The sequence below is a fragment of the Devosia sp. Root105 genome (assembly GCF_001424865.1).
GTDB lineage: Bacteria > Pseudomonadota > Alphaproteobacteria > Rhizobiales > Devosiaceae > Devosia_A.
The window spans coordinates 405,430-429,378 of record NZ_LMCR01000016.1; the positions used below are offsets into that span (position 1 = coordinate 405,430).

Sequence of the window (23,949 nt, forward strand, 5' to 3'; positions counted from 1 at the left end):
TTCGCGCACCTCCACGATAGCAAACGGAGATCCCCGCTTTCGCAGGGATGACATCCAGCGTGAGAGACGACCCGCCGTTACGCCGCTCCCGGCACCGATTTGTCCGGCACCATCTCAGCGCTGCCATAGAGTTCGCGGTACGACGCGAGGAACGCATCGAGCGAGTCGGCGCTGGCCACTTCGCGCGCCACCTTGCGGAACTCCACCGATTGCGGGGCGATGTCGCGCGTCACGTACTCGAACAGCGGCCATTCGGCCGAGTTCGCCATCTGCTCTGAGAATTTCGAGCGGATGCGCGACAGCCCGAGCTCATCCCCGGCCAGCACGAACCCGACTGCCGCCTTGACCACGCTCATCCGGGCCGGCTGCGACAGCTTGCCATCGATCGGCGCGTTGAGGATTTCGAGCAGCTCCGACGCCATGGCGTAGTTCTTCGACTTCCAGTAGCCGTCGACCCTGAGGATGTCGGCATCCTTGCCGGTGAGTTTTGAGATCAGGTCGAGCGCCAGCTCCTGCCGGCCGGCATCGATCAGCGCCCGCGACTCGAGGATGCGCCGCTGCCGCTCGAGCTGCGGCGGCAGGTCGGCGAGACGGGTGCGATTGAGCACGCGCAGCGCGCCCTCGGGATTGCGGTCGGCAATGCGGATCAGCGCCAGGTCGGCCGCCACCTGCGACTGCGCCACGCCGGTGAGCCGGCTGTCGATCTGGTACTCGAGCAGGTCCGCCGCCTGGGTCAAGAGGTCCACCTTCACCAGCCGGCGCGCCAGGTTGCGGATCATCTCGTCGCCGCGCGTTCCGGGCGGGGTGAGCTGGCGGAAATCGTAGTAGAGCGCCAGCGCATCGAGGTCGCTCAGGTTGTCGGCCGCGCCGTTGAGGTAGAGATCCTCAAAGGTCTGCTGCGCCTCGCCCAGCAGCGTGTCGGTGGATTCGCTCTCGGGGAAGCTGGCGGCAGCCTGCTTCACCGCATCGAACCCGTCGCGATAGTCGTGATTGGCGAAATAGAGCTCAGCCAAGAGCTTCTGCATATCGGCCTCGAGCGCCGTGCCGCGCCACATCAGCGACTCGGCCGAGAGCGTTTCGGTGGCCTTGGCGAGATCGACCTTGCCCGCTTTGCGCAGCAGGACCAGCGTGCGGTACACCGCCTCGGCCCGGGTCGGGCGGAAGTCATAGGCGATCACCTGGCCATAGGTGTCGACTGCGTCCTGGTCGTGCCCTTCGAGCTCGGCGACCCGCCCCTGCATCAGCTGGAAGAAGCTGGTCTGTTCCGGGTCGAGCTTGGGGAAATCCACCTCACCGAGCAGCCGCAGCGCCATCTGCGCATCATTGGTCTCGACCGCCGCGCGCAAGGCCGCGAACAGGAACTTGGTCTGGATCCAGATCGGATAGGTCGCGACGATCCCCTCGGCGGCGATCGCATCGAGCCGCGCGCCGCGGAAATCGCCGCTATCGGTGCGGGCGATGGTGCGCCACATCAGCGCGTCGCTCTCCTCGGGGAAGGTGCCGGCGTTGAGCGTCATCAGCGCATCGCGCCAGCGCCCGGCCAGCGTATCGGCGATGGCGCGGACCAGTCGGGTCTTCTTGCGCAGGTCCTCGCTCTTCAGCTCCTCGTCGAGAATGCCAAGTACGCCGATCGCTTCATACGAGAGGTCGTTGGCGACATAGAGCTGCGCCAGGTCGAGCCGCGCCACATCGCGCAACTGCCCTTCCGCCGCTGCTGCCCGCGCCATCGTCTCTTCCTTGCGCGTCGTGAACGCTGCGGGGTTGTCCTCGCGCCATACGCCCAGATCGAGATAGCTCTGGCGGAACTCAGGCGAGTTGCCGGCATCGAGTTTTCGCGACGTCTCGAGCGTCGACAGCGTCAGGCCGTTCGCCGCGGAAATGACGGCGACCTTGTCTTCCACCTCGACATCGAGGCTGTCATTGCGCGGCTTGATGACGAGGCCATGGGCCGAGCGGAGCGCATCGAAATCGACGAACTGCAGGTTGCGCGTCAACCCGCGTGCCGGCGGCATCACCGTCACCACTCTGAGACTGTCGCCGACCACCGGGTCGCGCAGCACATGCACCTTGCCGGGCCGCTCGATATCGGCGGTCATCTCGAACCGGCCGTCCTCGTCGCGTTCGCGGTCGAGCGTCATCGGCTCGGTGGCGCTGAGCAGCGCATCGCCGAGCGACAGCACCCAGGCCCTGCCCTCCGAGCCCAGTGTCGCCAGCCGGTCGGATGACAGGTCCATGCGCGCGACTTTGGTTTCGCCGGCTGCCACCATTTCGAAATTGCTGGCGATACTGGCCAGCGCATCGGACGGTGGCGGCGCCACCACCGATTGCGGCGTGTCGAACACCATCCAGACGGTATCGCCACGCCGGAACACCGCCGCCGGGGTATCGGCATCGAACGGAAAGGCGATGCGCACGGTCTTGCCGACCGTGGTCACTGTCGGCGTCACCACACCACGGCTGGTCGGGTAGAGCTCGGCGGTGTCGTCGTGCCCGGTTTCGAGCCCGAGGCGGGCGGCGCGGCGCTGCTCCTGCTCGGCTGTGGCGACCTCGAGGTCGAGCCGGGCCTGCTTGGCCTTTTCCTCGGCCGCCAGCGCGGCCTTCAGCCCCTCCTCCGGCGCGATATCGACATCGACCACGAATTGCCGTGGCGACAGCTCGTAAAAGCGCGGCACCACCCCTTCGGCCACGGTGAGATCAACGGACGAGCCGGCCGGACTGACGGCGTTGCTGGCGCCCTTGAACTCCGGCGGCATGTCGGCCTTCAGCGCATAGAGATCGATCGGCACCGGCCAATCGAAGGCCAGCGTCCCCTTGGTCCCCTTCAGCGCAAACTTCGCCTTGGCGTCGACATTCCAGTCAAACTGGATGCGCAGGAATGTTGGGTTGCGACCGACCCGCACCGTGGCCACCGGCTGCAGGAGCTTGGCCTCTGCTTCCTTGCGCTTCTGTTCGGCGATCTTGGCCAGCTTCTCAGAGCGGTCAGCCAGCGCCTTCACCACCTCGGCGGGAAGTGCCGGCGGCAGGCCGACCCAACTGGTCGGCAGCAGGTCGATATAGAGTTTTTCGCCCGCATCCATGCGGTTGATGTTGAAGGTGGTCCTCAGCCCGATGCGGATGCCGCGCTGGTCCGGATCGACGCGCGCAATGGTGGCGTAGTCCGGCATGGCGAGCGAGATATCGGGCAACAGGATCGAAATCGGCTGCTCGAACTCGATGGCGAGCACGCCGTTCTCGTACTTCACCTTGTATTTGGGGAGATCCATCCGCTCCGGAAAGGCAATGATCAGCCGTCCGAACCCGTTCTCGGGCGTGGCAAAGATCTGCGCTTTCTCTTGTGCCGAAGCGAAACTGGGCCACAGGCTGCAGGCGAAGAGCAACGCCAAAGCAACCAAGCGCCACGGGAACGCGAACGCCCCTCGCCGATATGCGACCCACGATGTCATGCCGGCTTCTGCCCGCCCTACACTCTTCTGGTGCGACGAGCATAGGCAGACGGGCTTAACGGGGGCCTAACCGGAGGCGTGACAAACGCCGCGGAAATGGAGGCTTTGGCAGGCTACTGGCCGACGATCTGCGGCAGGCTGGCGAGGTCCTCGACCGGCGTATCGAGGGACGGTTCGGGTTGCTCGGTGGCCAGCCCCGCGGTCAGCGACTTGGCCTTCATCGGGTCCATCCGGGCCAGCACCGGCGCCATCTTGCGCGGGTTCATCGCCTTCGCCACCCGCATCAGCACGCCCATATCGAGCTGGTTGAAGATGGTGGCGGCTTCCTTGGGTTTCATCGTCTCGTACATGGCGACGATCGAGGCAAACTGCTCGTTCTCGGCCGCCTTCTTCTCGTCGACCAGCGCGTTGATCTTGGCCTCGATGGCCTTCAGCGTCGCGGTGCGTTCGTCGAGCCGCTTCTCCGCCGCCTCGACCAGCGCCATGCGCATCTCGAGTTCCTTCTCGCGCGCATCGAGCGAATCGCGGCGCTCGCCAAGGCGCCCGATCAGCTCGCTCTCGCTGCCACCCTCGCCCTCCATCGGCGCCAAGACGCCCGCGCTGTTCAGCTCCATCGGCAGGGCATCGCCATGCTCGTTGACCGAAGGCGGACAATCGACCAGCGGCGGCGCCGCGGCTGCATCAGCCGAAGCCGCGCCATGCCCGGCCGCTGGCTCAGCAGCCGCATCGGCGGCGCACGCCACTTCGATCGGTGCAGGCGCCTGCTCTTCCGCCGGCGCTGCTTCGGCGGGCGCTTCCGCCGCCGGCTCGGCCCCATGCCCACCGGCCTCAGCCACCCCCTCGGGTTCCAGCGGCAGCACCGGAGCGCCATCACTCAGCGTCGGGCTGGTATCGGCCATCGTGGTATCGGGCGGCAGCGCCATGGTCGGGTCGACCCCGGCCCCACCAGCCGCGGCCGCCCCCGCGTGCTCGCCGCCGCTACCGCCTGCCGCCACCGCGCTGCCCGCGCCGGTCAGCACATAGCCGCCAGTCGTCACCAGCCCGATGCCCTTGAAGAGCAGGAGCGCGGTAGCGGCAGCTATGACGACCGGGAGCAGGCGCGGCGTTTTCATCAGGCGGCGTTACCCCTGATGCGCGGACGCATGGAGAGCTGCTGCAGCGCCGACTGCACCTTGTTGGGCTCATCCAGCCGATCATCGAACGGTTGCGTGCCGCGCGCCGCGCTGGTGATCCGCGCCAGCCGATCCATGATCTGCTGGCCGGCATTAACGTGATTGGCGAGCTCGACGCCGAAACGCTCGGCCTCGCCCAACCGCGTCTCGAGCACCGTCTCGGCTTCCTGCGCCGTGTGCTTGAGCTCCTGGATCGCCGCATTGGCGAGGCCCGTGGCCTGCACCAGGTCGGCCACCATCTGCTTCAGCTCACCACGATCGGCGTGCAGCCGCTTCAGGCGCTGGTTGAGGATCACGCAATAGCCGATTGTCGTGGCGAGCAAAATCGTAACCAGCGTTTCGATCACGATTCCCAACGGCAAACCGAACATCAGCGGCCCTCCTGCTTGTTTTCATCGATGGCTTCGAAGGCCGCCATCGTTACCTTCGGCGCGTTCAGCGGGCGCGACACGCGCACCGACACATGGTTGCCGATATGCCCCATGATCGCTTCGGTGAGATCGACATTGCCGCACCTCAGCCCAATCGGGTCGCTCGGGGTGCGGTCGAACATCACCGTGTCGCCCGGCTGCATCGACAGCACCCGGCTGAGCGGCAGATCCATCTCATGCAGGATCGCGTCGACTTCGACATCGGCGGCAAATATTTCGGTGGCGAGATGGCCTTCCCAGATCGGGTCGCGGCCGAACTTCTCGCCCATATACATCTGCAACAACTGCTCGCGGATCGGCTCGATCGTCGCGTAGGGCAGCAGGATTTCTATCTTGCCGCCGCGATCGTCCATCTCGATCCTGAGTTCGATCAGGATCGCCGCATTGGCCGGGCGCGAGATGGCGGCAAAGCGCGGGTTGGTTTCCAGCCGCTCGACGCGGAAGTTGACCTCGGTCACCGGCTCGAAGGCGCGATGCGTGTCCTCGAGGATCACCTCGATCATCCGCCGCGCCAGCGCCATCTCGATGGTGGTGTAGGGCCGGCCCTCGACCCGGATCTGCCCGCCGACGCGGCGACCGCCGAGCAGCACGTCGATCATCGAGTAAATCAGCGAGGAGTCGACGGTGAGGAGACCGTAGTTCTCCCATTCCTCGGCCTTGATCACCGAGAGGATGGCCGGCAGCGGAATGGAATTGAGGTAGTCGCCGAAGCGCACCGAGGAGATCGAGTCGAGCGCCACTTCGACATTGTCGGAGGTAAAATTGCGCAGCGAGGTCGTCGCCAGCCGGACCAGCCGGTCGAAGACGATTTCGAGCATCGGCAGGCGCTCGTAGGAGACCAGCGCCGAGTTGATCAGCGCCTGCACTCCGGTGAGCTCGGCGCCGCCGCCGGCATTGGGATCGAAGCCGAGCAGGCTGTCGATCTCATCCTGGTTCAGCACCCGGTCGGCGGCCCCGGCCTCAACGCTGTCGGCCTCGAGCATGGCGGCCCACTCGGCGCCCATGTCGTCCTCGGCCGCCTTGGCGGGCGCGGATGCGCCACTGCTGGCCGGATCCAGCCCCCATTCGTCGCTCAGTTTGTCCTGTTCGCCGGGACCAGCCATCACTGCACCAGGATTTCCTTGAACAGGATCGAATCCACCTGCGCCGGGAAGATCGCGATGTTGACGCGCCGGCGCAGCTCTTCCTTGAGGCGGTAGATACCGGCCGAGCCTTCGAGGTCGGTCTTGCGCAGCTCGCGCAGGTAGACCTGGAACGCGTCGACCACCTTGGCCATGCGCGGCTGGATCTCGGTCATCACCTCTTCATTGGCGACTTCCAGCGCCACGGTGAGCTTCATGAACTGCTCGCGTTCGCCATCACCGCGCAGGTTCACCGTCATGGTCGGCAGGTTGAAGATGAAGGTCTCGGGCACCGCCGCGAGATGCGTCTCGTCCGGCTTGGGCCCCGAAAAGAACAGGAAATATACCGCGGCGCCGCCGCCGAGCAGCACCACGACTGCAGCGACCATGGCGATCAGCATGATGGGCAGCTTCTTCTTCGCGGGTGCGGCGCCTTCGCCACCCTCGATATCGGCTTCAGCCGCCATGCCCCAAACCCCTGCCCCACCGGACGATTCCAGTCAGGATCGAGCTAATCGCCCGAGGGTTAACGATTGGTTACGAACTGCATCAACCCGGCACAAATTGCCGGGCAGTTTTTGCCACGCGCCCTGCCGGATGGCACGTCCTGCCGGGCCACACCCTGATCTAACTGATTGATTTTGCTTGATATCGCGACTTGGCATGGTTGCTGCAGTGTTAATGGCGAGCCTGACGGCCTGGGGAGGTCGGACGGTTCGGGGACGTAACGGGGACTTCGGCGCCATGGAAAATGCGCAGCTCATCGGATTGTCGCGGCAGATCGCCTTGCAGCGGCAGATGGATGTGGTGGCGAATAACATCGCCAACATCAACACGACCGGATTCAAATCCGAACAGCTGCTGTTCGAGGAGTACCTGATGCCGGTTGCCCGGGATCGCGACTTCCCGACGCTCGATCAGTCCCTCAGCTACACCGACGACTGGACCACCATCCACGATATGTCCGGCGGCGCGCTGGTAGAGACCGGCAACCCGCTGGATGTGGCCCTGCGGGGCGACGGCTTCCTCGCCGTCGAGACCACCGCCGGCGAGCGCTACACCCGATCCGGCTCACTCGCCATCGATACCACCGGCACGCTGGTCGATCTCAACGGCAACCCGGTGCTCGGCATTGGCGGCCCGATCCAGTTCACCGCCGGCGAGACCGACATCATGATCGGCGAGGACGGTTCGGTCTCATCGAGTGCCGGCCAGAAGGGGCGCCTGCGCATCGTCGAGTTCGCCGACCCGCAGTCGACCACCCGCGAAGGCAGCAACCTGTGGGCCGGTACCGACCCGATCGAAGCGACAGCGACCCAGGTGCTGCAGGGCTCGATCGAGAAATCCAACGTCAACGGCGTCGGTGAGATGACCGAGATGATCCGCGTGCAGCGCGCCTACGAGAGCGCCGCCTCGCTGATCTCCAAGCAGGACGACCAGCGCCGCACGGCGATCCAGAAACTCGGCAACCTCAACGGCTGATCGGAGCAGATAAGATGAAAGCCCTCTACATCGCTTCGACCGGCATGGCCGCCCAGGAACGCAACGTCGAAGTCATTTCCAACAACATCGCGAACATGCGCACCACCGGCTACAAGCGGGCGCGTGCCGAGTTCCAGGATCTGCTCTACCAGGTCCAGCGCCAGGCCGGCAGCACCACCTCCGAGGCGGGCACCATGGCGCCGGTCGGCATCGAGGTCGGCTCCGGCGTACGCACCGCGGCGACGCCGCGCGTCATGAGCCAGGGCAGCGTCGCCCCGACCGAGAAGGAACTCGACGTCGCCATTCGCGGCGAAGGCTTCTTCGTCGTGCAGATGCCCGACGGCCGTACCGGCTACACCCGCGACGGCTCTTTCGAGCGCAGCCCCGAGGGGCAACTGGTCAATGTCGACGGCTACGAGATCCAGCCCGGCATCACCATTCCCGGCAATGCCAACTCGGTGTCGATCAGCCCCGATGGTACGGTCGAGGTGTTCCTCGACAACGACACCACCCCGACCACGGTCGGGCAGCTGCAACTGGCGCGCTTCGTCAACAAGGCGGGCCTCTCCTCAGCCGGTAACAACCTGTTCGTCGAGACCGCCTCGAGCGGCCCGGCGCAGATCGGCACGCCGAACCAGGACGGCATGGGCGACCTGCTGCAGGAATATCTCGAAGCCAGTAACGTCAACTCCGTCACCGAAATCGCCGACCTGATTGCCGCTCAGCGCGCCTACGAGATGAACGCCCGCGTCATCTCCGGTGCCGACGAGATGATGCAGTCGGCCAGCCAGCTGCGCTGATCGGGAGAAGCTAGATGCAGAAGTTCATCCTCCCTGCCCTGTTCCTGGCCTTCACCGGCTCCACCGCCTTCGCGGCGCCGGTGCTCAAGGCGGAAGTCTCGGTCAACCACCCTGTCATCACTGTCGGCGACATGTTCGAGGATGCCGGCCTCCTCGCCGAGCGCGCCCTGTTCCGCGCCCCCGAGCCCGGCACCACCGGCATCGTCGGCCTCGACGCCGTGCGCTCCGCCGCCGCCAAAGCCGGGCTTACCGACTACACCCAGGATGGCCTGCTCAGCGTCCGCGTCGAACGCCGTGCGACTGTCGTGGACACGACCGTCCTCTCCGGCCTCATCTCTGCCGATCTCGCCGTCCGCGGCCTGCTCCCGGCTGGCGCCGAGCTTCATACCCGCTTCGACGACCCGGCGCTCAGCTACAATGCCGAGGCGGTCGAGACCCCGGTCACGCTGCTGGCGCTGCGCTACCAGCCGGGTGCGGCGAGCTTTTCTGCCCGCTTCCAGGTCGCCGGCATGGAACTGCCGGTCGATGTCGCCGGCAGCATCGACCTCTTGGTCGAAGTCCCGCACCTCGCCGCCTCGCTGAAGGCCGGCGCCGTGCTGACCCCCGCCGATATCGAGATGAAACGCGTCTCGCTGGCCTTCGCCGACCAGTCCGGCGTCGAGAACTTCGACGATCTCGTCGGCAAGCAATTGCGCCGCAACTCGCGCGCCGGGGTCATGCTGAAGGCCACCGACGTTACCGAGCCGCTGGCCGTGCGCCGCAATACCGAGGTCACCGTGCTGCTGCGCACCGGCCCGATGACCCTGACGGTGGTCGGCCAGTCGCTCGGCGACGCCGTCACCGGCCAGCCGGTGCAGGTGATGAACAGCGTAACGCGCAAAATCCTCAACGGCGTCGCGACCGCCGGCGGCGCGGTGGAAATCACCACCGCCGCCACCAAGCTTCAGGTCGCCGGGCTGTGATGGGCGAAAGGACAATGAAAATGCACCCGATTAAACTCTTCGCCGCCCTCGCGCTCACCGCCCTCCTCGCCGGGTGCTCGACCATGGACCAGTTGGCTTCTGTCGGCCAGCAGCCGCGCCTGACGGCCATCTCCGACCCGACCGCACAGGCCGGCTATCGCCCGGTGCAGATGCCGATGCCGGAACCGGTGGTGGCCTCGTATCAGCCCAACTCACTGTTCTCCAACGAGGCCCGCGGCTTCTTCAAGGATCAGCGCGCCCACAAGATCGGCGACATCCTGACGGTGATGGTCACCATCGACGACAGCGCCAAGATCTCGAATTCCACCGATCGCGAGCGCACCTCGTCGTCGGAAGGCAGCGTCGGCGGCGTGCTCGGTTCGATCTTCGGCGGCAAGGTGCCGCTGGCCGACGTGCAGGCCTCGGGCAAGATCACCACCTCGGGCGACATGGCCGATGGCGGCTCGGGCTCGGTGAACCGCAAGGAAAGCCTCGCCACCCAGGTCGCCGCCGTCGTGGTGCAGGTACTGCCCAACGGCAACCTGGTGATCGAGGGCCGACAGGAAGTGCGCGTCAACTTCGAAGTGCGCGAACTGATCGTCGCCGGCATCGTCCGCCCTGAGGACATTCACGCCGACAACACCATCCCTTCGTCCAAGATCGCCGAAGCCCGCATCTCCTACGGCGGCCGCGGCCAGATCACCCAGGTTCAGCAACCCCGCTACGGCCAGCAGATCGCCGACGCGATCCTCCCCTTCTGATCCCCCAAGGGAGGCGCCTGGCGCCCCCTCCTGATCAGCTTCCCCATCGCTGACGGCACAATCCCCCATTGGTGCCGTCAGCCTCGGCCGGTTCCAGAACAGAACCCGCCCCAGAGGGCGCAGTCTCCCCGGTTGCGCCCTTTCCCCATTCGTTAGCCAATGGGGAATAGCGAGTAGCGAATGGGGTTTCGCCGTCCTTCCCTATTCGCTACTCACTATTCGCCACTCGCTTGTTGGAGTTCCTGATGCCCTCTCCCAATTCCGCCTTCTCCAAACTCGACGCGCTGAGCCGCAAGCTCGAAGCCATCGAGCATGCGCAGTCGATGCTGGGTGTCGACGAGGCGGTGATGATGCCGGTCGGCGGTGGCGAAAAGCGCGCCGAGACCATGTCGATGCTGGCCGGCATGTACCACGAGATGGCCACCGCGCCGGAAGTCGGCGACTGGCTCGGCGATGCCGAGGCCGAGCCGCTCGACGAGATGCAGGGCCTCGCCATCCGCGAGTTCCGCCGCGTCCATACCAATATGACCTGCCTCTCGGCCGATTTCGTTCGGAAGCAGGTGAACGCCCGCATCCGGGCCGAACAGCTGTGGCGCGAACTCAGGCCCAGCGGCGACTGGGCCGGCTTCCTGCCGGCCTTCGAAGGTCTCGTCGCCACCGCTCGCGAAGAAGCGCAACTGCGCGCCGACGTGCTCGGCCTTTCGCCCTATGACGCGCTGATGGAGCAGTACGACCCCGGCAACCGGGTCGCCGAGGTGGCGCCGGTGCTCAACGACCTCAAGACCTTCCTCAAGGATTTCGTCCCGGCGGCCCTCGCGCACCAGGAAGAAAAGCTGGCCAGGCGCCCGCTGAAGCCGCTCAACGCCCCGTTCGCCATCGACAAGCAGAAGGCGCTGGGCCTCGTCATGATGGAGGCTGTCGGCTTCGATTTCGCGCACGGCCGTCTCGACGTCTCACACCACCCGTTCTGTGGTGGCGTGCCCACCGATATCCGGATGACCACCCGCTACACCGAGGGCGAGTTCCTCACCTCGCTGATGGGCATCCTGCATGAGACCGGGCACGGCCTCTACGAGCAGGGCCTACCCAAGGAATGGACGCACTGGCCGGTCGGTCGCGCCCGTGGCATGGCCATGCACGAGAGCCAGAGCCTGTTCGTCGAAAAGCAGATCGCCCGCTCGCCCGAGTTCTGGGAATGGGCCATGCCGCATGTGCGTGAAAAACTTGGCGAAGACGCCATTGCCGGCTGGGACCTCGAGGACGTGCTGGCGCATGTCCATCTCATCGAGCGCGGCCTGATCCGCGTCGATGCCGACGAGGCCACCTACCCGCTGCATGTCATCCTCCGCTTCGAGCTGGAGCAAGACCTGATCAGCGGCAAGCTGGCGCCCAAAGATGTGCCGGAGGCCTGGGACGCCAAGATGCGCGAGTATCTGGGGCTCTCGACCATCGACAACATGAAGGATGGCCCGATGCAGGACGTGCATTGGCCGTCGGGCGCCATCGGCTACTTCCCCAGCTACACGCTGGGCGCCATCATCGCGGCGCAGCTCTGGAGCGCCATCGAGCGCGACCAGCCCAAGGCGCGCGAGGACATGCGCAATGGCCGCTTCGTCGGCATCAACGACTGGCGGCGTGAGAAGATCTGGAGCCAGGCGAGCAAGTACTCGACGCCCGAGCTGCTGCAGCGCGCCACCGGCGAGAAGCTGAACTCCAAACACTTCCAGGAGCACCTGACGCGCCGCTACCTGGGCTGATCGGGGGTAAGCCATGGCCAAGGATCGACCATCGGTCCTGCAGCCGCTGCAGCACGGAACTTTTCGCAACATCTGGGTGGCGAACCTCGTCTCGAGCTTCGGCGCCCTGATCCAGGGCGTCGGCGCCGCCTGGATGATGACGGCGCTGACCAACTCCGTCGATCTGGTGGCGCTGGTCCAGGCCTCCACCTCGCTGCCGATCATGCTGTTCTCGCTGCTCGGCGGCGCCATTGCCGACAATTTCCCGCGCCGCCGGGTGATGCTGGTGGCGCAGTTCTTCATGCTGGCAGTCTCGGCGCTCTTGACCCTCAGCGCGCTGCTTGGGCTGATCACCCCCTGGCTGCTGCTGACCTTCACCTTCCTGATCGGCTGCGGCACGGCGCTCAATAACCCGTCCTGGCAGGCCTCGGTCGGCGACTTGGTGCCGCGCTCCAGCGTCGGCTCGGCCGTGGCGCTCAACTCCATCGGCTTTAACCTGTCGCGTAGCCTTGGCCCGGCGGTGGGCGGCATCATCGTCGCCGTCGCCGGCGCCGCGGCGGCGTTCGCAGTCAACCTTGTCAGCTATCTCGGGCTGCTGTTCGTGCTGCTGCGCTGGAAGCCCGCCCCTGCCCCCGCCGGCCTGCCGCGCGAGGCGGTGGGCGCGGCGATGTTCGCCGGCGTCCGCTACATGGCGTTGTCGCCGCAACTGGGCAAGGTGCTGGTGCGGAGCTTCATCTTCGGCCTCACCGCCAGCTCGGTGCTGGCGCTGCTGCCGGTGGTGGCGAGCCAGATCCCCGGCGGCGGACCGCTGGTCTATGGCCTCTTGCTCGGCGCCTTCGGCCTCGGCGCGGTCGGCGGGGCGCTGATCAGCGCCCGGCTGGCCGAGCAGTTCTCCAGCGAAGCCATCGTCCGCCTGGCCTTTGTCGGCTTCGCCATCTGCGCCGCGGTCACCGGGCTCAGCCCCTCGCCCTGGCTGACCGGAGTCGCCCTCATGCTCGGCGGCGCCTGCTGGGTGCTGGCGCTGACCCTGTTCAACGTCACCGTGCAGCTCTCGACCCCGCGCTGGGTGGTCGGCCGCTCGCTGTCACTCTACCAGACTGCCACCTTTGCCGGCCTCGCCGCCGGCAGCTGGCTCTGGGGCGTTGCCGGCGAAGAGTTCGGCGTCAGCAATGCGCTGGTCGCCTCGGCCATCGCCCTTGTCGTCGGCGCCGGAGTCGGGCTGCTGCTGTCGATCCCGCCGCGGGTGATGCTCGACCTCGACCCCGCCAACCGCTGGCAGGAGCCGCAGATCGCGCTGCCGATCGAGCCGCGCTCCGGGCCGATCGTCATCAGCATCGAGTACAAGATCCGCCCGCAGGATGTGCGCGAGTTCCTGCGCGTCATGGCCGATCGCAAACGGGTGCGGATGCGCGACGGAGCGCGCGAATGGGTGCTGCGCCGCGACCTCTCGGAGACCGACGTCTGGGTCGAAAGCTACAAGAGCCCAACCTGGACCGAATACGCCCGGCACAACCAGCGTCTCACCCATGCCGACGAGGTGATCGGCGAAAAACTGCGCAACCTGCACCAGGGCCCGGAACGCCCGGTGGTGCGCCGGATGATCGAGCGTCCGCCCAACTGGTTCGCAGCGATTGCCGCCAACCGGACGATCGATCCGCCGTGATGCTCGAGAGCGCCACCGCGTCTCTGGAGAGGGCGCAAGGAAGAGCGACTGACTGCAGCAGACGGCCCCCTCCCATCCTCCCCCATAATGGGGGAGCTGAAGAGTCGAGGTTCTGTCTTCGATCGTGCCTGGGACTGGATGCGGCACCTCCCCCTTGAGGCAGGGCTATCGCATATGGCGGCGATGGGCACCTCTAGCCTTCTCCCCTTGTGGGAGAAGGTGCCCGAAGGGCGGATGAGGGGTCCGCGCAACGAAGAGAACCCCTCATCCGGCCTTCGGCCACCTTCTCCCACAAGGGGGGAAGGCCATCCAACTACTGTCAGTGCTCCATATGCGATAGCCCTGCGCTTGCGGGGGAGGCCGGGAGGGGGCCGTCTCTATCAGTCGGGGTAAGCCGGCACCAAGGTTGACATCTCGGCGAACCTCCCTATTTTCCGCCCATCCGCAGCACTAACCGGCAGGTCCCCATGGATATCCGCATGACCGATCAAACCACCCTGATCCGTCACCCGGAGTCCAACCATGCCCGGTTCTATTTCGCTCAAAGCGGTGAGCTACAAGACGCCTGATGGCGTCACCCTCTTCTCAGATCTCGATCTTTCCTTCGGCCCGGTTCGCACCGGCCTGATCGGCCGCAACGGCACTGGCAAGACCACGCTGCTGAAACTGCTCCTCGGCGAACTCGCGCCCTCCAGCGGCGAGATCGTCGTCTCCGGCACGCTCGGCGTGTTGCGGCAGACGGTGCAACGCTCCGATGCGAGCGTCGCCGACGCGCTGGGCTGCGCCGAGCAGCTGGCCCGGCTCGACCGGCTCGAGGCTGGCACCGGCTCGCTCGAGGATGCCGAAGGGGCCGACTGGCTGTTGCCAGCAAAGATCGAGACGGCCCTCGCCGATGTCGGCCTGCCGTCGCTCGCCCTCGATCGACCCACCGCCACGCTGAGCGGTGGCCAGCGCACCCGCCTGTCGCTGGCAGCGCTCTTGATCGAACAGCCGGATATGCTGCTGCTCGACGAGCCCACCAACAACCTCGACCGCGATGGCCGGGCGGCTGTCACGGAACTGCTGAAACGCTGGCGCGGCGCCGCCATCGTGGTCAGCCACGACCGCGCGCTGCTGCGTGAGATGGACGCCATTGTCGAGCTCACCACGATCGGCGCCCGCACCTATGGCGGCAACTGGGATCTCTACCAGGAACGCAAGGCAATCGAGCTGGCCGCCGCCGAACAGGGCCTCGCTTCTGCCGAGCGCACCCTCGGCGAGCTCAACCGCAAGACGCAGCTGATGCGCGAGCGCAAAGCCAAGAAGGATGGCGCCGGGGCGCGGAAAGCCGCCAAGGGCGATATCCCGCGCATCATGCTGGGCGGCATGAAGATGAACGCGGAGAACACCAGCGGCGAGCAGATGAAGCTCAGTGAACGGCGCCGCGCCTCGGCCAGCACGGCGCTCGCCGCCGCCAAGGCCGAGATCGAGGTGCTGCAGCCGATGGCAGTGAAGCTCGAGCCGAGTGGCCTCGCCAATGGCACCACGGTGCTGCAGCTCGATCGGCTCACCGGCGGTCCGCTGCCACAGCAGCCGGTGATCAGCAACCTGAGCTTTGCCATCACGGGGCCTGAGCGGGTGGCGATCACCGGCCCCAACGGCTCTGGCAAGACCACCCTGCTCCGGCTGATCACCGGCACCCTTGCCCCAGTGACCGGTGCGGTTCGCATCGCGCGGCGGCATGCGTTGCTCGACCAGGAAGTCAGCCTCCTCGATCCGCTTGAGACCATTCGCGAGAACTACCTGCGGCTCAACCCCGAGGATGGCGAGACCACGGCGCGCTCCGCCCTCGCCCGCTTCATGTTCCGTGCCGACGCCGCGCTGAAACCGGTCGGTCAGCTCAGCGGTGGCGAAATGCTGCGCGCCGGCCTTGCCTGCACCATCGGCAGCGGCCGGCCGCCCGAACTGCTGATCCTCGACGAGCCGACCAACCACCTCGACATCCACGCCATCGAGGCGGTGGAGGCTGGCCTCGCCGCCTATGACGGCGCGCTGCTGGTGGTCAGCCACGACCGCGACTTCCTCGAGGCAATCGGCATCGAGCGCGAAATCGTGTTGCCCTAGCGCGGTTTGAATATATCCGGCCAGTTTACAAATGTGAGCGCGCGGGCCTATCGTTGGTGATCTGGCGGAGGAGTTCAAAGGAGCCGCCGGATCACAACAATAAGGGGAGGTTTCGATGCGTAACGCGTCGACGATGACTGCTGCCCTGCTGGGCACGCTATTACTCTCTACGGCCACCGTTTCCGCCGCCGACATCAAGATCGGCTTCCTGCCGGGCGTGGTCGATCCGTTCTACCAGGTCATGCAACTGGGCGTCGAAGCCGCGGCCAAGGACCTCGGCGTCGAAGTGGTGACCCAGGTCCCGCCGACCTGGGGTGTCGAAGCGCAGACCCCGATCCTCGATGCGCTGGTGGCGCGAGGCGACCTCAACTACATCATCACCGCCCCCACCGATAAGGATCAGATGGTGGCGCCGCTGCAGGCAGCACTCGATGCCGGCATCAAGGTGATCACCGTCGACACCTTCCTCGGCGATGGCGACTATGCCAACGGTCCGGTGAAGTTCCCGATCAGCTATATCGGCTCCGACAACGTCGAAGGTGGCCGTATCTCGGCCCGCGGCCTCGCCAAGGCGATCGGCGGCAAGGGCACGGTCTACATCAACTCCACCAACCCCAACGTCTCGTCGGTCGAAGGCCGCGAGCAAGGCTTTGCCGAGGTGATGAAGAACGAGTTCCCCGACATCAAGGTGCTCGGCCCCGACTACAACCTCGATGACCAGAACAAGGCCGCGCAGCAGACCGCCGCGGTGATCGAGCAGAACCCCGACCTCGCCGGCGTGTTCGGCACCAACGTGTTCAGCGCCGGCGGCGCCGGTAACGCGGTGGTCAATGCCGGCCTCGGCGGGCATGTGCAGGTCGTGGCCTATGACGCGACGGCCGAAGCCATCGAGCTGATGGGCAAGGGCGTGGTGTCGCTGGTCCTGGCGCAGAAGCCCTTCGACATGGGCTATATGGCGGTGCAATTCGCCGTCGCCGATGCCGCCGGCGTCACCAGCCTGCCGCGCCGCGTCGAGACCGGCTTTGCCATCATCGACAAAGACAATGTCGCCGATCCCGAATACGCACGCTTCATCTACAAGGTGAACTGACCATCCCGCACGAGCAGCCGGAGGCCTCAGGTCTCCGGCCACCGCCGTCTCTCACCAAGCCGGGGCAGCCGTGACCGACAGCAAGACAATTCCAGCGGAGCCCCGGCTCTCGCCCGACAAGCGTTTCATCCTCCTCGCCAGCCGGCTCTGGGCCTGGGCGTTCCTCGGCCTGATGATCGCCTTTTTCATCATCGTCGTGCCGCTCTCCGGCGGCGCCACCTTCCTGACGCTGCGCAACGCGATGAACATCCTCGTCGCCATCACTCCGGTGCTGCTGCTCGGACTGGGGCAGACCTTCGTCATCATCTCGGCGGGGATCGACCTCAGCGTCGGCTGGGTAATGAGCCTCGCCTCGGTGGTCTCGGCCCACGCCATCCGCGCCTCGTTCAATGCCGGCGCACCGCTGTTTCTCGCCGCAACATTGGGCTTCCTCGCCGCGGTCGGCGCCTCGGCCGGCGTCGGCCTCGTCAATGGCCTGATCATCGCCAAGCTCAAGGTCCCGGCCTTCATCGTGACGCTCGGCTCATCCTTCATCGTGCGCGGCATGGCGCTGCTGTTCTCCGAGAACACCACCGTCATCGGCCTGCCTGCCGATATCCGCGACTATGGCAATGAATCGCTGTTCTACGTCGTCAACGGCGAAGGTGGCGGCTTCTATGCGTTCTTCCGCCCCGACGTCACCGGCGCCATGCTGCGCCAGATGGATCGCATCTTCACCTGGCCCGTGGTGATCACGGCCATCGTCGTGATCATCTGCATGTTCATCCTCAACCGCACCCAGTTCGGCCGGCATACCTATGCCATCGGCGGCAACATGCAGGCGGCGCTGCGCACCGGCATCCCGGTCGATCGCCACATCGTCAAGCTCTACATGCTGAGTTCGGTCACCGCCGGCATTGCCGGGTTCCTCTCGACGCTGCGCTTCACTGCTGGCTCGGCGGTGATCGGCGATCCGCTGCTTTTGAGCTCCATCGCCGCGGTGATCATCGGCGGCGTCAGCCTGTTCGGCGGCGCCGGCTCGATCATCGGCACGGTGATCGGCGCGCTCATCATCGCGGTGCTGACCACCGGGCTGGTGATGATGAACGTCCAGGCCTTCTGGCAATTCATTGTAGTCGGCGCGGTGGTGATCATCGCCGTGCTGATCGACCAGTCGCGCGACCTGATCCTCGGCCGCCGCGGGAGAGGGTCATGAGCGAACCGGTTCTGTCGATCCGCAACCTGGTGAAGCGCTTCGGCGGCCTCACCGCGGTCAACGATGTCAGCCTCGACATCAACCCCGGCGAGGTGGTGGCGCTGCTCGGCGACAACGGCGCCGGCAAGTCGACGCTGATCAAGTGCGTTTCCGGCGTTCACCTGCCCGATGAGGGCGAGATCCGCTTCGAGGGCAAGCCGGTCAGCTTCCCCAAGCCCATCGACGCGCGCAGCGCCGGCATCGAGACGATCTACCAGGACCTGGCGCTGGCCAACAATCTCGACGTGCCCGCCAACATCTTCCTCGGCCGCGAGGTGAAACACCGCTATCTCGGCGGGCTGATCAACACGCTCAACGACAAGCTGATGCTGGCCGAGGCCGAGCAGAGCCTCGCAACCCTCGATATCCAGTTCCCCAGCCTCACCCAGCCGATCGAGAGTCTCTCGGGCGGCCAGCGGCAGGCCGTCGCCATCGCCCGCGCCATCTACTGGAAGGCGCGGCTGATGATCATGGACGAGCCGACCAATAATCTCGGCGTGCCCGAGCAGCAGAAGGTACTGGAGCTGATCCGCCGCCTCCGCGACCAGGGCGTGCCGGTGATCCTCATTACCCACACCATGCCCGACGTCTTCGCCGTCGCCGACCGCATCGTGGTGATGCATCGCGGCCGCAAGGTCACCGAGAAACGCACCGGCGAGACCAACGCGTCCGAACTGGTGCAGTACATGGTGGGCGCGTTGGACGATAGTCGCGAGGCGGTGGCATAGGATATTGCGCCATTTGGCTGCAGCCGCGCCGCGGTTAGGCTCGATGGTCGCCTCACCCACCGGCTGTCATCCCGGCGAAAGCTGGGACCCAACTCACCACCTGCGCGGGCTGAGAAATGGATCCCAGCTTTCGCTGGGATGACATCGGAGGTGGGGCGTCCATCGGTGGAACACCCTAAGGCGAAACTGAATCCGCCTCTTCCACCTTCGGCTCCACCGGCTCGATCCGAAACCCGCTGAACCCCAGCAGCAACGTGACCAATGGGCTCGCGATGTTGAACAGGCAGAACGGCAGGTAGACCAGTGTCGGCACGCCGAGCACCGCCGCCATATAGGCGCCGCAGGAATTCCACGGGATCAGCGGCGAGGTGACGCTGCCGCCATCCGCCACTGCCCGCGACAGGTTGGTGGCGGCGAGACCGCGTTTGTTGAACTCGGCGCGGAAAATCCGCGCCGGCAGCACCACCGCCACATATTGGTCGCCGGCGACGATATTGAGTCCGAACGCCGTGCCAACCACGGTGGCGATCAGCGAGCCGGTGCTGCGGGCCCGCATCAGCACCGGCGTCACCAGCTTCAGCAGCAGCCCGAACTCATCGAGCAGCGTGCCGTAGACCAGGGCGCCGAGGATCAGCCAGATGGTGAGCAGCATGCTCGCCATGCCGCCACGCGACAGCAGACTGTCGACCACCTCGATGCCCGAGTTGGCTTCGAACCCGGTGCCCATCGCCTGCCACCCGGCCTTGAGGTAGGCGGCGGCCGGCGCCAGCTCGGGGTCGTTGACGAAGCGCAGCACCGCCTCGGATTGCAGCAACGGCGCCAGCACCGCCGCAGCGAGCGCCGAGCCGATGATCGCCAGCGATGGCGGCACCTTGAAGATCGACAAGACGATCAGCAGCACCAGCGGCAGCAGGGTCAGCGGTGTGATGTTGAACAGCGTCGACAGCGCCGAAAGCTCCGAGGCGATCACGCTGTCGCTCGCGCCGCTCGAACTGTCGGCCCAGCCGAAGATGCCGAAGCCGATGGCGGCGACGAGCAGCGCCGGCACCGAGCTCCAGACCTGCGCCCGCAAATGCGCGTAGATGGTGGTGCCGGTGAGCTGCGCGGCAAGGATGGCCGTCTCGGATAGGGGTGACAGCTTCTCGCCGACATAGGCGCCGGAAATCACGGCTCCTGCGGTGATCGCGGGCGAGACGCCGGCGAGGAACGACAGCCCCACCAGCCCGACCCCGATTGTGCCCGCCGTGGTCCACGAGCTGCCGATGCCCATGGCGATGGCGGCGCAGACCAGCAGAGAGGCGAGGTAGAACCAGTCCGGATTGATCACCTGGATGCCATAGTAGACCAGCGTCGGGATGGTCCCGGCCATATTCCAGGTGCCGATCAGCGCCCCTACCGCGAACAGGATGAAGATGGCGCCGACCACCGAGGAGACGCCCTTACGCCCGGCCTCGGCCACTTCCTCCCAGCTGTGCCCATTCTTCAGCACAATGAACGAGGTGAACATTGCCGCGAGAATAATCGCCACCTGCAGCGGTCCATCCGTCGCCTTGAGCCCGAACAGCGTCACCGCACCGGCGATCAGCACGGCAAGCACCACCAGTGGCGCCACCGCGTCGAAATAGGACGGTTCGCGGATATGCCGCGGAGCGGTGCTCAACGTCGCCTCCTCGCCTTTGGCCGGCCAAGCGGCTTGTTGCGGGCCATGTCGGCTCTCCGCGTCCAACGAACACCAGCAGCCATCGCAGCTATTGCCTAAGCTTCCGCTTGCGCCGGATGGCCATGTGACATCAAATAAGATGCAACTATTTACGCGACCGGTTCAACGATTTTGAACTGAACAGCGCGCCATGCGCATCAATTCGCCGCTTTGAATGGTAGTACTTGCGCAACGGACGGCCAACACTTCTCGCGTTCTGTACGAAACCGCACAGTGCGCGCGTCTGTTTCCAGCCGGGTTGAGGAGATCGTTATGATAAGAGCACTATTCATTGCGGCGATGCTGGCTGCTGGCCTGGGAGCGGTGCCCCAGGTGCTGGCGCAAGAGACGTTTGTCATCGTTCCCGACAACCCCGGGGGCGGCAGTGGCGTGGGCAACGCCGTGGCGACCTCCAACGTCAACGTCCGTCGTGGTCCGGGCACCAGTTATGCCGTTGTCGACGTGCTGCGCGCCGGCCAGAGCGTGCGCATCAGCAATTGCAACGGCGGCTGGTGCTGGGTCAACCACGGCGGCCCTAGCGGTTGGGTGTCGCAGAACTTCCTGTCACGGACCGGCGGTGGCGGCGGCGACTCGAACGTCCGGCGGCGGGCCTGCTTTTACGACGACATCCGTTTCCGTGGCCGCAGCTTCTGCGTCGGCGTCGGCGACAGCAACCGGGACCTCGGTTCCTGGAACAATCGCATCGCCTCGATCAGCATCAGCGGCTCAATGACGGTTGAGGTCTGCGAGGATCGCAACTTCCGCCGCTGCGAGGACTTCAACCGCGATGTCGCCACCCTGCCCTGGTGGCTGGACGGCAACATCTCGTCGTTCCGCACTTTCCGCTGACTGAAAACCGGAGGTCCCGACTCAGGCCGGAACCTCCAGATTCAGTAGCTGCCGATCACCATCCGGTTGCCCTCGCTGTCGCGGAACTCCGCCACCACCCGGCCCGGCTGCCACGGCGCCTCGCCCGGCTCGGTGATGATCTCGACGCCCTTGGCGCGGAGCCGCTCGATCGTTCCCGCCACGTCGGCCTCGACCAGCACCAGCACCGGCTCGGCCGATGGCTTGTCGTCGGGGCGGCGGAGGAAGTGCAGCGCCGTGCGGGCGCCGGGGAACTTCACTTCGATCCACCGCCAGCCATCGGCGCCCATCGGCGCATCGGCAACCACCTCGCAGCCGAGCTTGTCGGCATAGAAGGCGATGGCCCGGTCCTGGTCGAACACCGGCAGTTCGGCGAACTGGATGTGCATGCTTGCCTCCGTCAGTTGGCGAACGAGCTGTGCAGCGCGTCCGCAAACGCGGCAGCCTGGGGTCCAAAGCCCATGTGATCGCCGGGGAATTTCGTCGGCGCGATGCCGAGCGTGTTGGTCAGCGCCAGGCTCATTTCCTCGATCGGCTGGCCGGCCGACGCCTCGCCGATGGCGACGACGATATTCGGGCTGCCTGCCTTCAGCGTCGCCACGTCCGGCGTATAGAGCGACAGCGGCAGCATGCCGTGCGCCAGCCAGTACTCGAAATTGCCGCTGACCCGGGCGAAGGTTTCCGCCTCTTCCGGCGGCATCTCGAATTCCGGCGACGCTTCTGCTGCGTCGCCGCCCTCCTCCGCGAGACCGTTCATCGAGAAGAACATCCCCATCGCCGCATCGACGCCGTCTTTGACGTAGGTGTCGTAGAGCGCCTTGTCGGCCGCCACGGCCTCGCTCGGATCGTCCATCAGCATCATCGACGGTGGCTCATGCGCTACCAGCGCCTGCACCAGCTTGGGGTGCCGTGCCGCGAGGTTGAGCCCGATCTGTGCACCACCGCTGGTGCCGAACACATAGGCCGGGCCCTTGCCCAGCGCCTCGATCAACGCCGCGGCGTCATCCGCCTGCTGGTCCATCAGCAGCGGCTTGATCTCGCCGTCAAACGTCGAGCGCGAATTGCCGCGCGGATCGTAGGCGATCACGGTGTAGCGGTCGGCGAGGCGCTGCGACAGCTCGGCGAACACGCCCGCATCCTGTGGACCGCCGGGGATGATCAGCAGCGTCGGGCCACTGCCCTGCACCTCGTAGTAAAGCGTCGCGCCCGGGACCTTGAGGGTGGCCGATCTGGTGTCGTTGGTCATCGAAACGTCTCCTGCGGTGTGATTTTCAGGCGATTGCATTGCGGTCTCTGCCAGCGCGCCAGGGATCGGCAGGGCAAGCGCTCCCACCAAAGTGGCAACCAGCACGAAGCTTCGGTTCGACATTCAAGCTCTCCCTGCTTCTCGTATGACGGCTGCTGCCGTCGACTCATTCAGAACTGGACCGTCCAGTTCTGTGCCGTTGTCAGAAACTAGACTGTCCAGTACTGTGATGTCAATCAGGGCTGTGAAGGTTTTTGGAAAGTGGCAGGTCGATGGGCTCGGAAGTGAACGAACACGCGGATGCGGAAGGCGATGGCCGCTCTGCCCGCAAACGCCGGGCCATTCTCGACGCCGCCACCGAGGTGTTCCTGAAAAGCGGCTATCTCGGCACCAACATGGATGAGATCGCCGCCCTCTCTGCCGTGTCAAAGCAGACCGTCTACAAGCACTTCTCTTCGAAGGAGGCGCTGTTCGTCGAGATCGTCGGCGGCATGACCACTGGCGCCGGCGACACCGTGCATAACGACGTGGCGCAGCTCGGGCCGGACGAGGACCTCGCTGACTACCTCGTCGAATATGCGTTACGGCAGCTGACCGTCGTTCTGACGCCCCGCATCATGCAGTTGCGGCGTCTGGTGATCGGCGAGGTGACACGCTTCCCCGAACTGGCCCGTGTGCTTTACGAGCGCGGCCCGGCACGCGCCATGAAGATGCTGGCCGCTGTGTTCGAGGGCCTCGCCAAACGCGGCCTGCTTGCTGTCGACGACCCGGCAACCGCGGCGGAACACTTCAACTGGCTGATCATGTCGGCTCCGCTGAACCAGGCCATGCTGCTCGGCGACGATGCCATTCCCTCGCAGGCCGAACTGCGTCGCAACGCCGAGGCCGGTGTACGAGTCTTCCTCGCCGCCTATGGCAGAACGAAGCGATGACGGCGCGGTATGTGGCACGCTGTGCCTGCGGCAATGTCGAACTCGAGCTGACTGGCGCGCCGGTAATCAGCCTCGTCTGCCATTGCGATGACTGCCAGGCCGGCTCCCGCCTGATCGAAGCCCTGCCCGGCGCACCAGCAATTCTGGATGCCGGCGCCGGCACGCCTTACCTGCTCTATCGCAATGATCGGGTGCACTGCACCAAGGGCACCGAACTGCTCGAGGGCTACAGGTCGAAATCGGACTCGACCACCAGCCGCATGGTCGCCAGCTGCTGCAACTCGGCCATGCTGGCGCGGCTCCCGTCCGTGCTGCACTGGACCCCGGTCTATCGCGACCGCATCGTTCCGCCGGCGCCGCCGCTGGAAATGCGCATCCAGACCAGGTTTGTGCCCGCCGACGTCGCCGTGCCGGCTGACCTGCCAAGCGTCACGGGCGTGCCGCTCCGATTCTTCACCCGGCTGATCGCAGCTCGGGTT

Annotated in this window: 21 protein-coding genes; 13 read left to right on the forward strand and 8 right to left on the reverse strand. The window is 65.8% G+C overall.

Translation table 11 applies throughout. The features are described from left to right. Positions 1–77: 77 nt before the first annotated feature. The 5 genes from ASC68_RS18135 to ASC68_RS18155 form a co-directional block, all read right to left on the reverse strand. Complete coding sequence (locus ASC68_RS18135) at positions 78–3,383, reverse strand: hypothetical protein (protein WP_055882311.1); 3,306 nt, start codon at positions 3,381–3,383, stop codon at positions 78–80. A 173-nt stretch (positions 3,384–3,556) separates the two neighbouring features. After that, complete coding sequence (locus ASC68_RS18140) at positions 3,557–4,555, reverse strand: hypothetical protein (RefSeq protein WP_055882314.1); 999 nt, start codon at positions 4,553–4,555, stop codon at positions 3,557–3,559. Next, positions 4,555–4,986: a DUF6468 domain-containing protein gene (locus ASC68_RS18145; RefSeq protein WP_055882316.1), complete on the reverse strand. Its 432-nt coding sequence runs from the start codon at positions 4,984–4,986 to the stop codon at positions 4,555–4,557. The genes ASC68_RS18140 and ASC68_RS18145 overlap by 1 nt, the downstream gene beginning before the upstream one ends. Continuing rightward, positions 4,986–6,149, reverse strand: coding sequence for a flagellar motor switch protein FliM (gene fliM / locus ASC68_RS18150; protein ID WP_055882318.1), 1,164 nt, complete (start codon positions 6,147–6,149; stop codon positions 4,986–4,988). The genes ASC68_RS18145 and fliM overlap by 1 nt, the downstream gene beginning before the upstream one ends. Further along, on the reverse strand, positions 6,149–6,634 hold the full coding sequence (locus ASC68_RS18155; RefSeq protein WP_055882321.1) for a flagellar basal body-associated FliL family protein: 486 nt from the start codon (positions 6,632–6,634) through the stop codon (positions 6,149–6,151). The genes fliM and ASC68_RS18155 overlap by 1 nt, the downstream gene beginning before the upstream one ends. 277 nt (positions 6,635–6,911) lie before the next feature. On the opposite strand from ASC68_RS18155, the gene flgF reads away from it, so the two are divergent. The 10 genes from flgF to ASC68_RS18205 all read left to right on the forward strand — a co-directional run bounded on the left by flgF (position 6,912) and on the right by ASC68_RS18205 (position 18,726). After that, entirely contained in the window at positions 6,912–7,649 is a 738-nt protein-coding gene (gene flgF / locus ASC68_RS18160; protein WP_055882324.1) for a flagellar basal-body rod protein FlgF, read from the forward strand. Positions 7,650–7,663: 14 nt separating this feature from the next. After that, on the forward strand, positions 7,664–8,449 hold the full coding sequence (flgG, locus tag ASC68_RS18165; RefSeq protein WP_055882327.1) for a flagellar basal-body rod protein FlgG: 786 nt from the start codon (positions 7,664–7,666) through the stop codon (positions 8,447–8,449). Between the two features lie 14 nt (positions 8,450–8,463). Continuing rightward, entirely contained in the window at positions 8,464–9,411 is a 948-nt protein-coding gene (gene flgA, locus ASC68_RS18170; protein WP_055882332.1) for a flagellar basal body P-ring formation chaperone FlgA, read from the forward strand. A gap of 20 nt (positions 9,412–9,431) precedes the next feature. Beyond that, positions 9,432–10,172 carry a flagellar basal body L-ring protein FlgH gene (gene flgH / locus ASC68_RS18175; RefSeq protein WP_082528275.1) on the forward strand — a complete coding sequence of 247 codons (741 nt, stop codon included), beginning with the start codon at positions 9,432–9,434 and terminating at the stop codon, positions 10,170–10,172. Between the two features lie 245 nt (positions 10,173–10,417). Beyond that, positions 10,418–11,929, forward strand: a complete 1,512-nt coding sequence (locus ASC68_RS18180) for a carboxypeptidase M32 (RefSeq protein WP_055882340.1) — start codon at positions 10,418–10,420, stop codon at positions 11,927–11,929. Between the two features lie 13 nt (positions 11,930–11,942). Continuing rightward, positions 11,943–13,571, forward strand: coding sequence for an MFS transporter (locus tag ASC68_RS18185; RefSeq protein ID WP_055882342.1), 1,629 nt, complete (start codon positions 11,943–11,945; stop codon positions 13,569–13,571). Positions 13,572–14,093: 522 nt separating this feature from the next. Further along, positions 14,094–15,674, forward strand: a complete 1,581-nt coding sequence (locus tag ASC68_RS18190; RefSeq protein WP_055882345.1) for an ABC-F family ATP-binding cassette domain-containing protein — start codon at positions 14,094–14,096, stop codon at positions 15,672–15,674. 115 nt (positions 15,675–15,789) lie between these two features. Next, the gene (locus ASC68_RS18195; protein ID WP_055882348.1) at positions 15,790–16,764 is read left to right on the forward strand and encodes an ABC transporter substrate-binding protein; all 975 of its coding nucleotides are present in this window, start codon (positions 15,790–15,792) and stop codon (positions 16,762–16,764) included. A gap of 70 nt (positions 16,765–16,834) precedes the next feature. After that, on the forward strand, positions 16,835–17,959 hold the full coding sequence (locus ASC68_RS18200; protein ID WP_055882351.1) for an ABC transporter permease: 1,125 nt from the start codon (positions 16,835–16,837) through the stop codon (positions 17,957–17,959). Then, on the forward strand, positions 17,956–18,726 hold the full coding sequence (locus tag ASC68_RS18205; RefSeq protein ID WP_055882354.1) for an ATP-binding cassette domain-containing protein: 771 nt from the start codon (positions 17,956–17,958) through the stop codon (positions 18,724–18,726). Before ASC68_RS18200 ends, ASC68_RS18205 begins: the two co-directional genes overlap by 4 nt. A gap of 175 nt (positions 18,727–18,901) precedes the next feature. Here ASC68_RS18205 and ASC68_RS18210 read toward each other — a convergent pair whose 3' ends face one another. Further along, the gene (locus ASC68_RS18210; RefSeq protein WP_248310560.1) at positions 18,902–20,386 is read right to left on the reverse strand and encodes a Na+/H+ antiporter NhaC family protein; all 1,485 of its coding nucleotides are present in this window, start codon (positions 20,384–20,386) and stop codon (positions 18,902–18,904) included. 312 nt (positions 20,387–20,698) lie between these two features. On the opposite strand from ASC68_RS18210, the gene ASC68_RS18215 reads away from it, so the two are divergent. Continuing rightward, the gene (locus ASC68_RS18215; protein ID WP_082528257.1) at positions 20,699–21,274 is read left to right on the forward strand and encodes an SH3 domain-containing protein; all 576 of its coding nucleotides are present in this window, start codon (positions 20,699–20,701) and stop codon (positions 21,272–21,274) included. 41 nt (positions 21,275–21,315) lie between these two features. Here the strand turns inward: ASC68_RS18215 and ASC68_RS18220 are convergent, their stop codons facing one another. Beyond that, positions 21,316–21,681 (reverse strand): VOC family protein, encoded by a 366-nt coding sequence (locus tag ASC68_RS18220; protein WP_055882358.1) that lies wholly within the window; start codon positions 21,679–21,681, stop codon positions 21,316–21,318. 11 nt (positions 21,682–21,692) lie between these two features. Further along, the gene (locus tag ASC68_RS18225) at positions 21,693–22,538 is read right to left on the reverse strand and encodes an alpha/beta hydrolase (RefSeq protein WP_055882359.1); all 846 of its coding nucleotides are present in this window, start codon (positions 22,536–22,538) and stop codon (positions 21,693–21,695) included. 272 nt (positions 22,539–22,810) lie between these two features. Here ASC68_RS18225 and ASC68_RS18230 point away from each other — a divergent pair, with 272 nt between their 5' ends. Both ASC68_RS18230 and ASC68_RS18235 read left to right on the forward strand, forming a co-directional pair. Beyond that, the gene (locus ASC68_RS18230) at positions 22,811–23,470 is read left to right on the forward strand and encodes a TetR/AcrR family transcriptional regulator (protein WP_055882362.1); all 660 of its coding nucleotides are present in this window, start codon (positions 22,811–22,813) and stop codon (positions 23,468–23,470) included. Continuing rightward, a partial coding sequence (locus ASC68_RS18235) for a hypothetical protein (RefSeq protein ID WP_156387378.1) occupies positions 23,467–23,949 on the forward strand: 483 nt, incomplete at its 3' end. The genes ASC68_RS18230 and ASC68_RS18235, both read left to right, overlap by 4 nt.

Coding starts and splice junctions, on each gene's coding strand:
- ASC68_RS18140 (WP_055882314.1), bottom strand. CDS start 4,555: ATGAAAACGCCGCGCCTGCTCCCGGTCGTCATAGCTGCCGCTACCGCG.
- ASC68_RS18145 (WP_055882316.1), bottom strand. CDS start 4,986: ATGTTCGGTTTGCCGTTGGGAATCGTGATCGAAACGCTGGTTACGATT.
- fliM (WP_055882318.1), bottom strand. CDS start 6,149: ATGGCTGGTCCCGGCGAACAGGACAAACTGAGCGACGAATGGGGGCTG.
- ASC68_RS18155 (WP_055882321.1), bottom strand. CDS start 6,634: ATGGCGGCTGAAGCCGATATCGAGGGTGGCGAAGGCGCCGCACCCGCG.
- flgF (WP_055882324.1), top strand. CDS start 6,912: ATGGAAAATGCGCAGCTCATCGGATTGTCGCGGCAGATCGCCTTGCAG.
- flgG (WP_055882327.1), top strand. CDS start 7,664: ATGAAAGCCCTCTACATCGCTTCGACCGGCATGGCCGCCCAGGAACGC.
- flgA (WP_055882332.1), top strand. CDS start 8,464: ATGCAGAAGTTCATCCTCCCTGCCCTGTTCCTGGCCTTCACCGGCTCC.
- flgH (WP_082528275.1), top strand. CDS start 9,432: ATGCACCCGATTAAACTCTTCGCCGCCCTCGCGCTCACCGCCCTCCTC.
- ASC68_RS18180 (WP_055882340.1), top strand. CDS start 10,418: ATGCCCTCTCCCAATTCCGCCTTCTCCAAACTCGACGCGCTGAGCCGC.
- ASC68_RS18185 (WP_055882342.1), top strand. CDS start 11,943: ATGGCCAAGGATCGACCATCGGTCCTGCAGCCGCTGCAGCACGGAACT.
- ASC68_RS18190 (WP_055882345.1), top strand. CDS start 14,094: ATGCCCGGTTCTATTTCGCTCAAAGCGGTGAGCTACAAGACGCCTGAT.
- ASC68_RS18195 (WP_055882348.1), top strand. CDS start 15,790: ATGCGTAACGCGTCGACGATGACTGCTGCCCTGCTGGGCACGCTATTA.
- ASC68_RS18205 (WP_055882354.1), top strand. CDS start 17,956: ATGAGCGAACCGGTTCTGTCGATCCGCAACCTGGTGAAGCGCTTCGGC.
- ASC68_RS18215 (WP_082528257.1), top strand. CDS start 20,699: ATGATAAGAGCACTATTCATTGCGGCGATGCTGGCTGCTGGCCTGGGA.
- ASC68_RS18220 (WP_055882358.1), bottom strand. CDS start 21,681: ATGCACATCCAGTTCGCCGAACTGCCGGTGTTCGACCAGGACCGGGCC.
- ASC68_RS18225 (WP_055882359.1), bottom strand. CDS start 22,538: ATGACCAACGACACCAGATCGGCCACCCTCAAGGTCCCGGGCGCGACG.
- ASC68_RS18230 (WP_055882362.1), top strand. CDS start 22,811: ATGGGCTCGGAAGTGAACGAACACGCGGATGCGGAAGGCGATGGCCGC.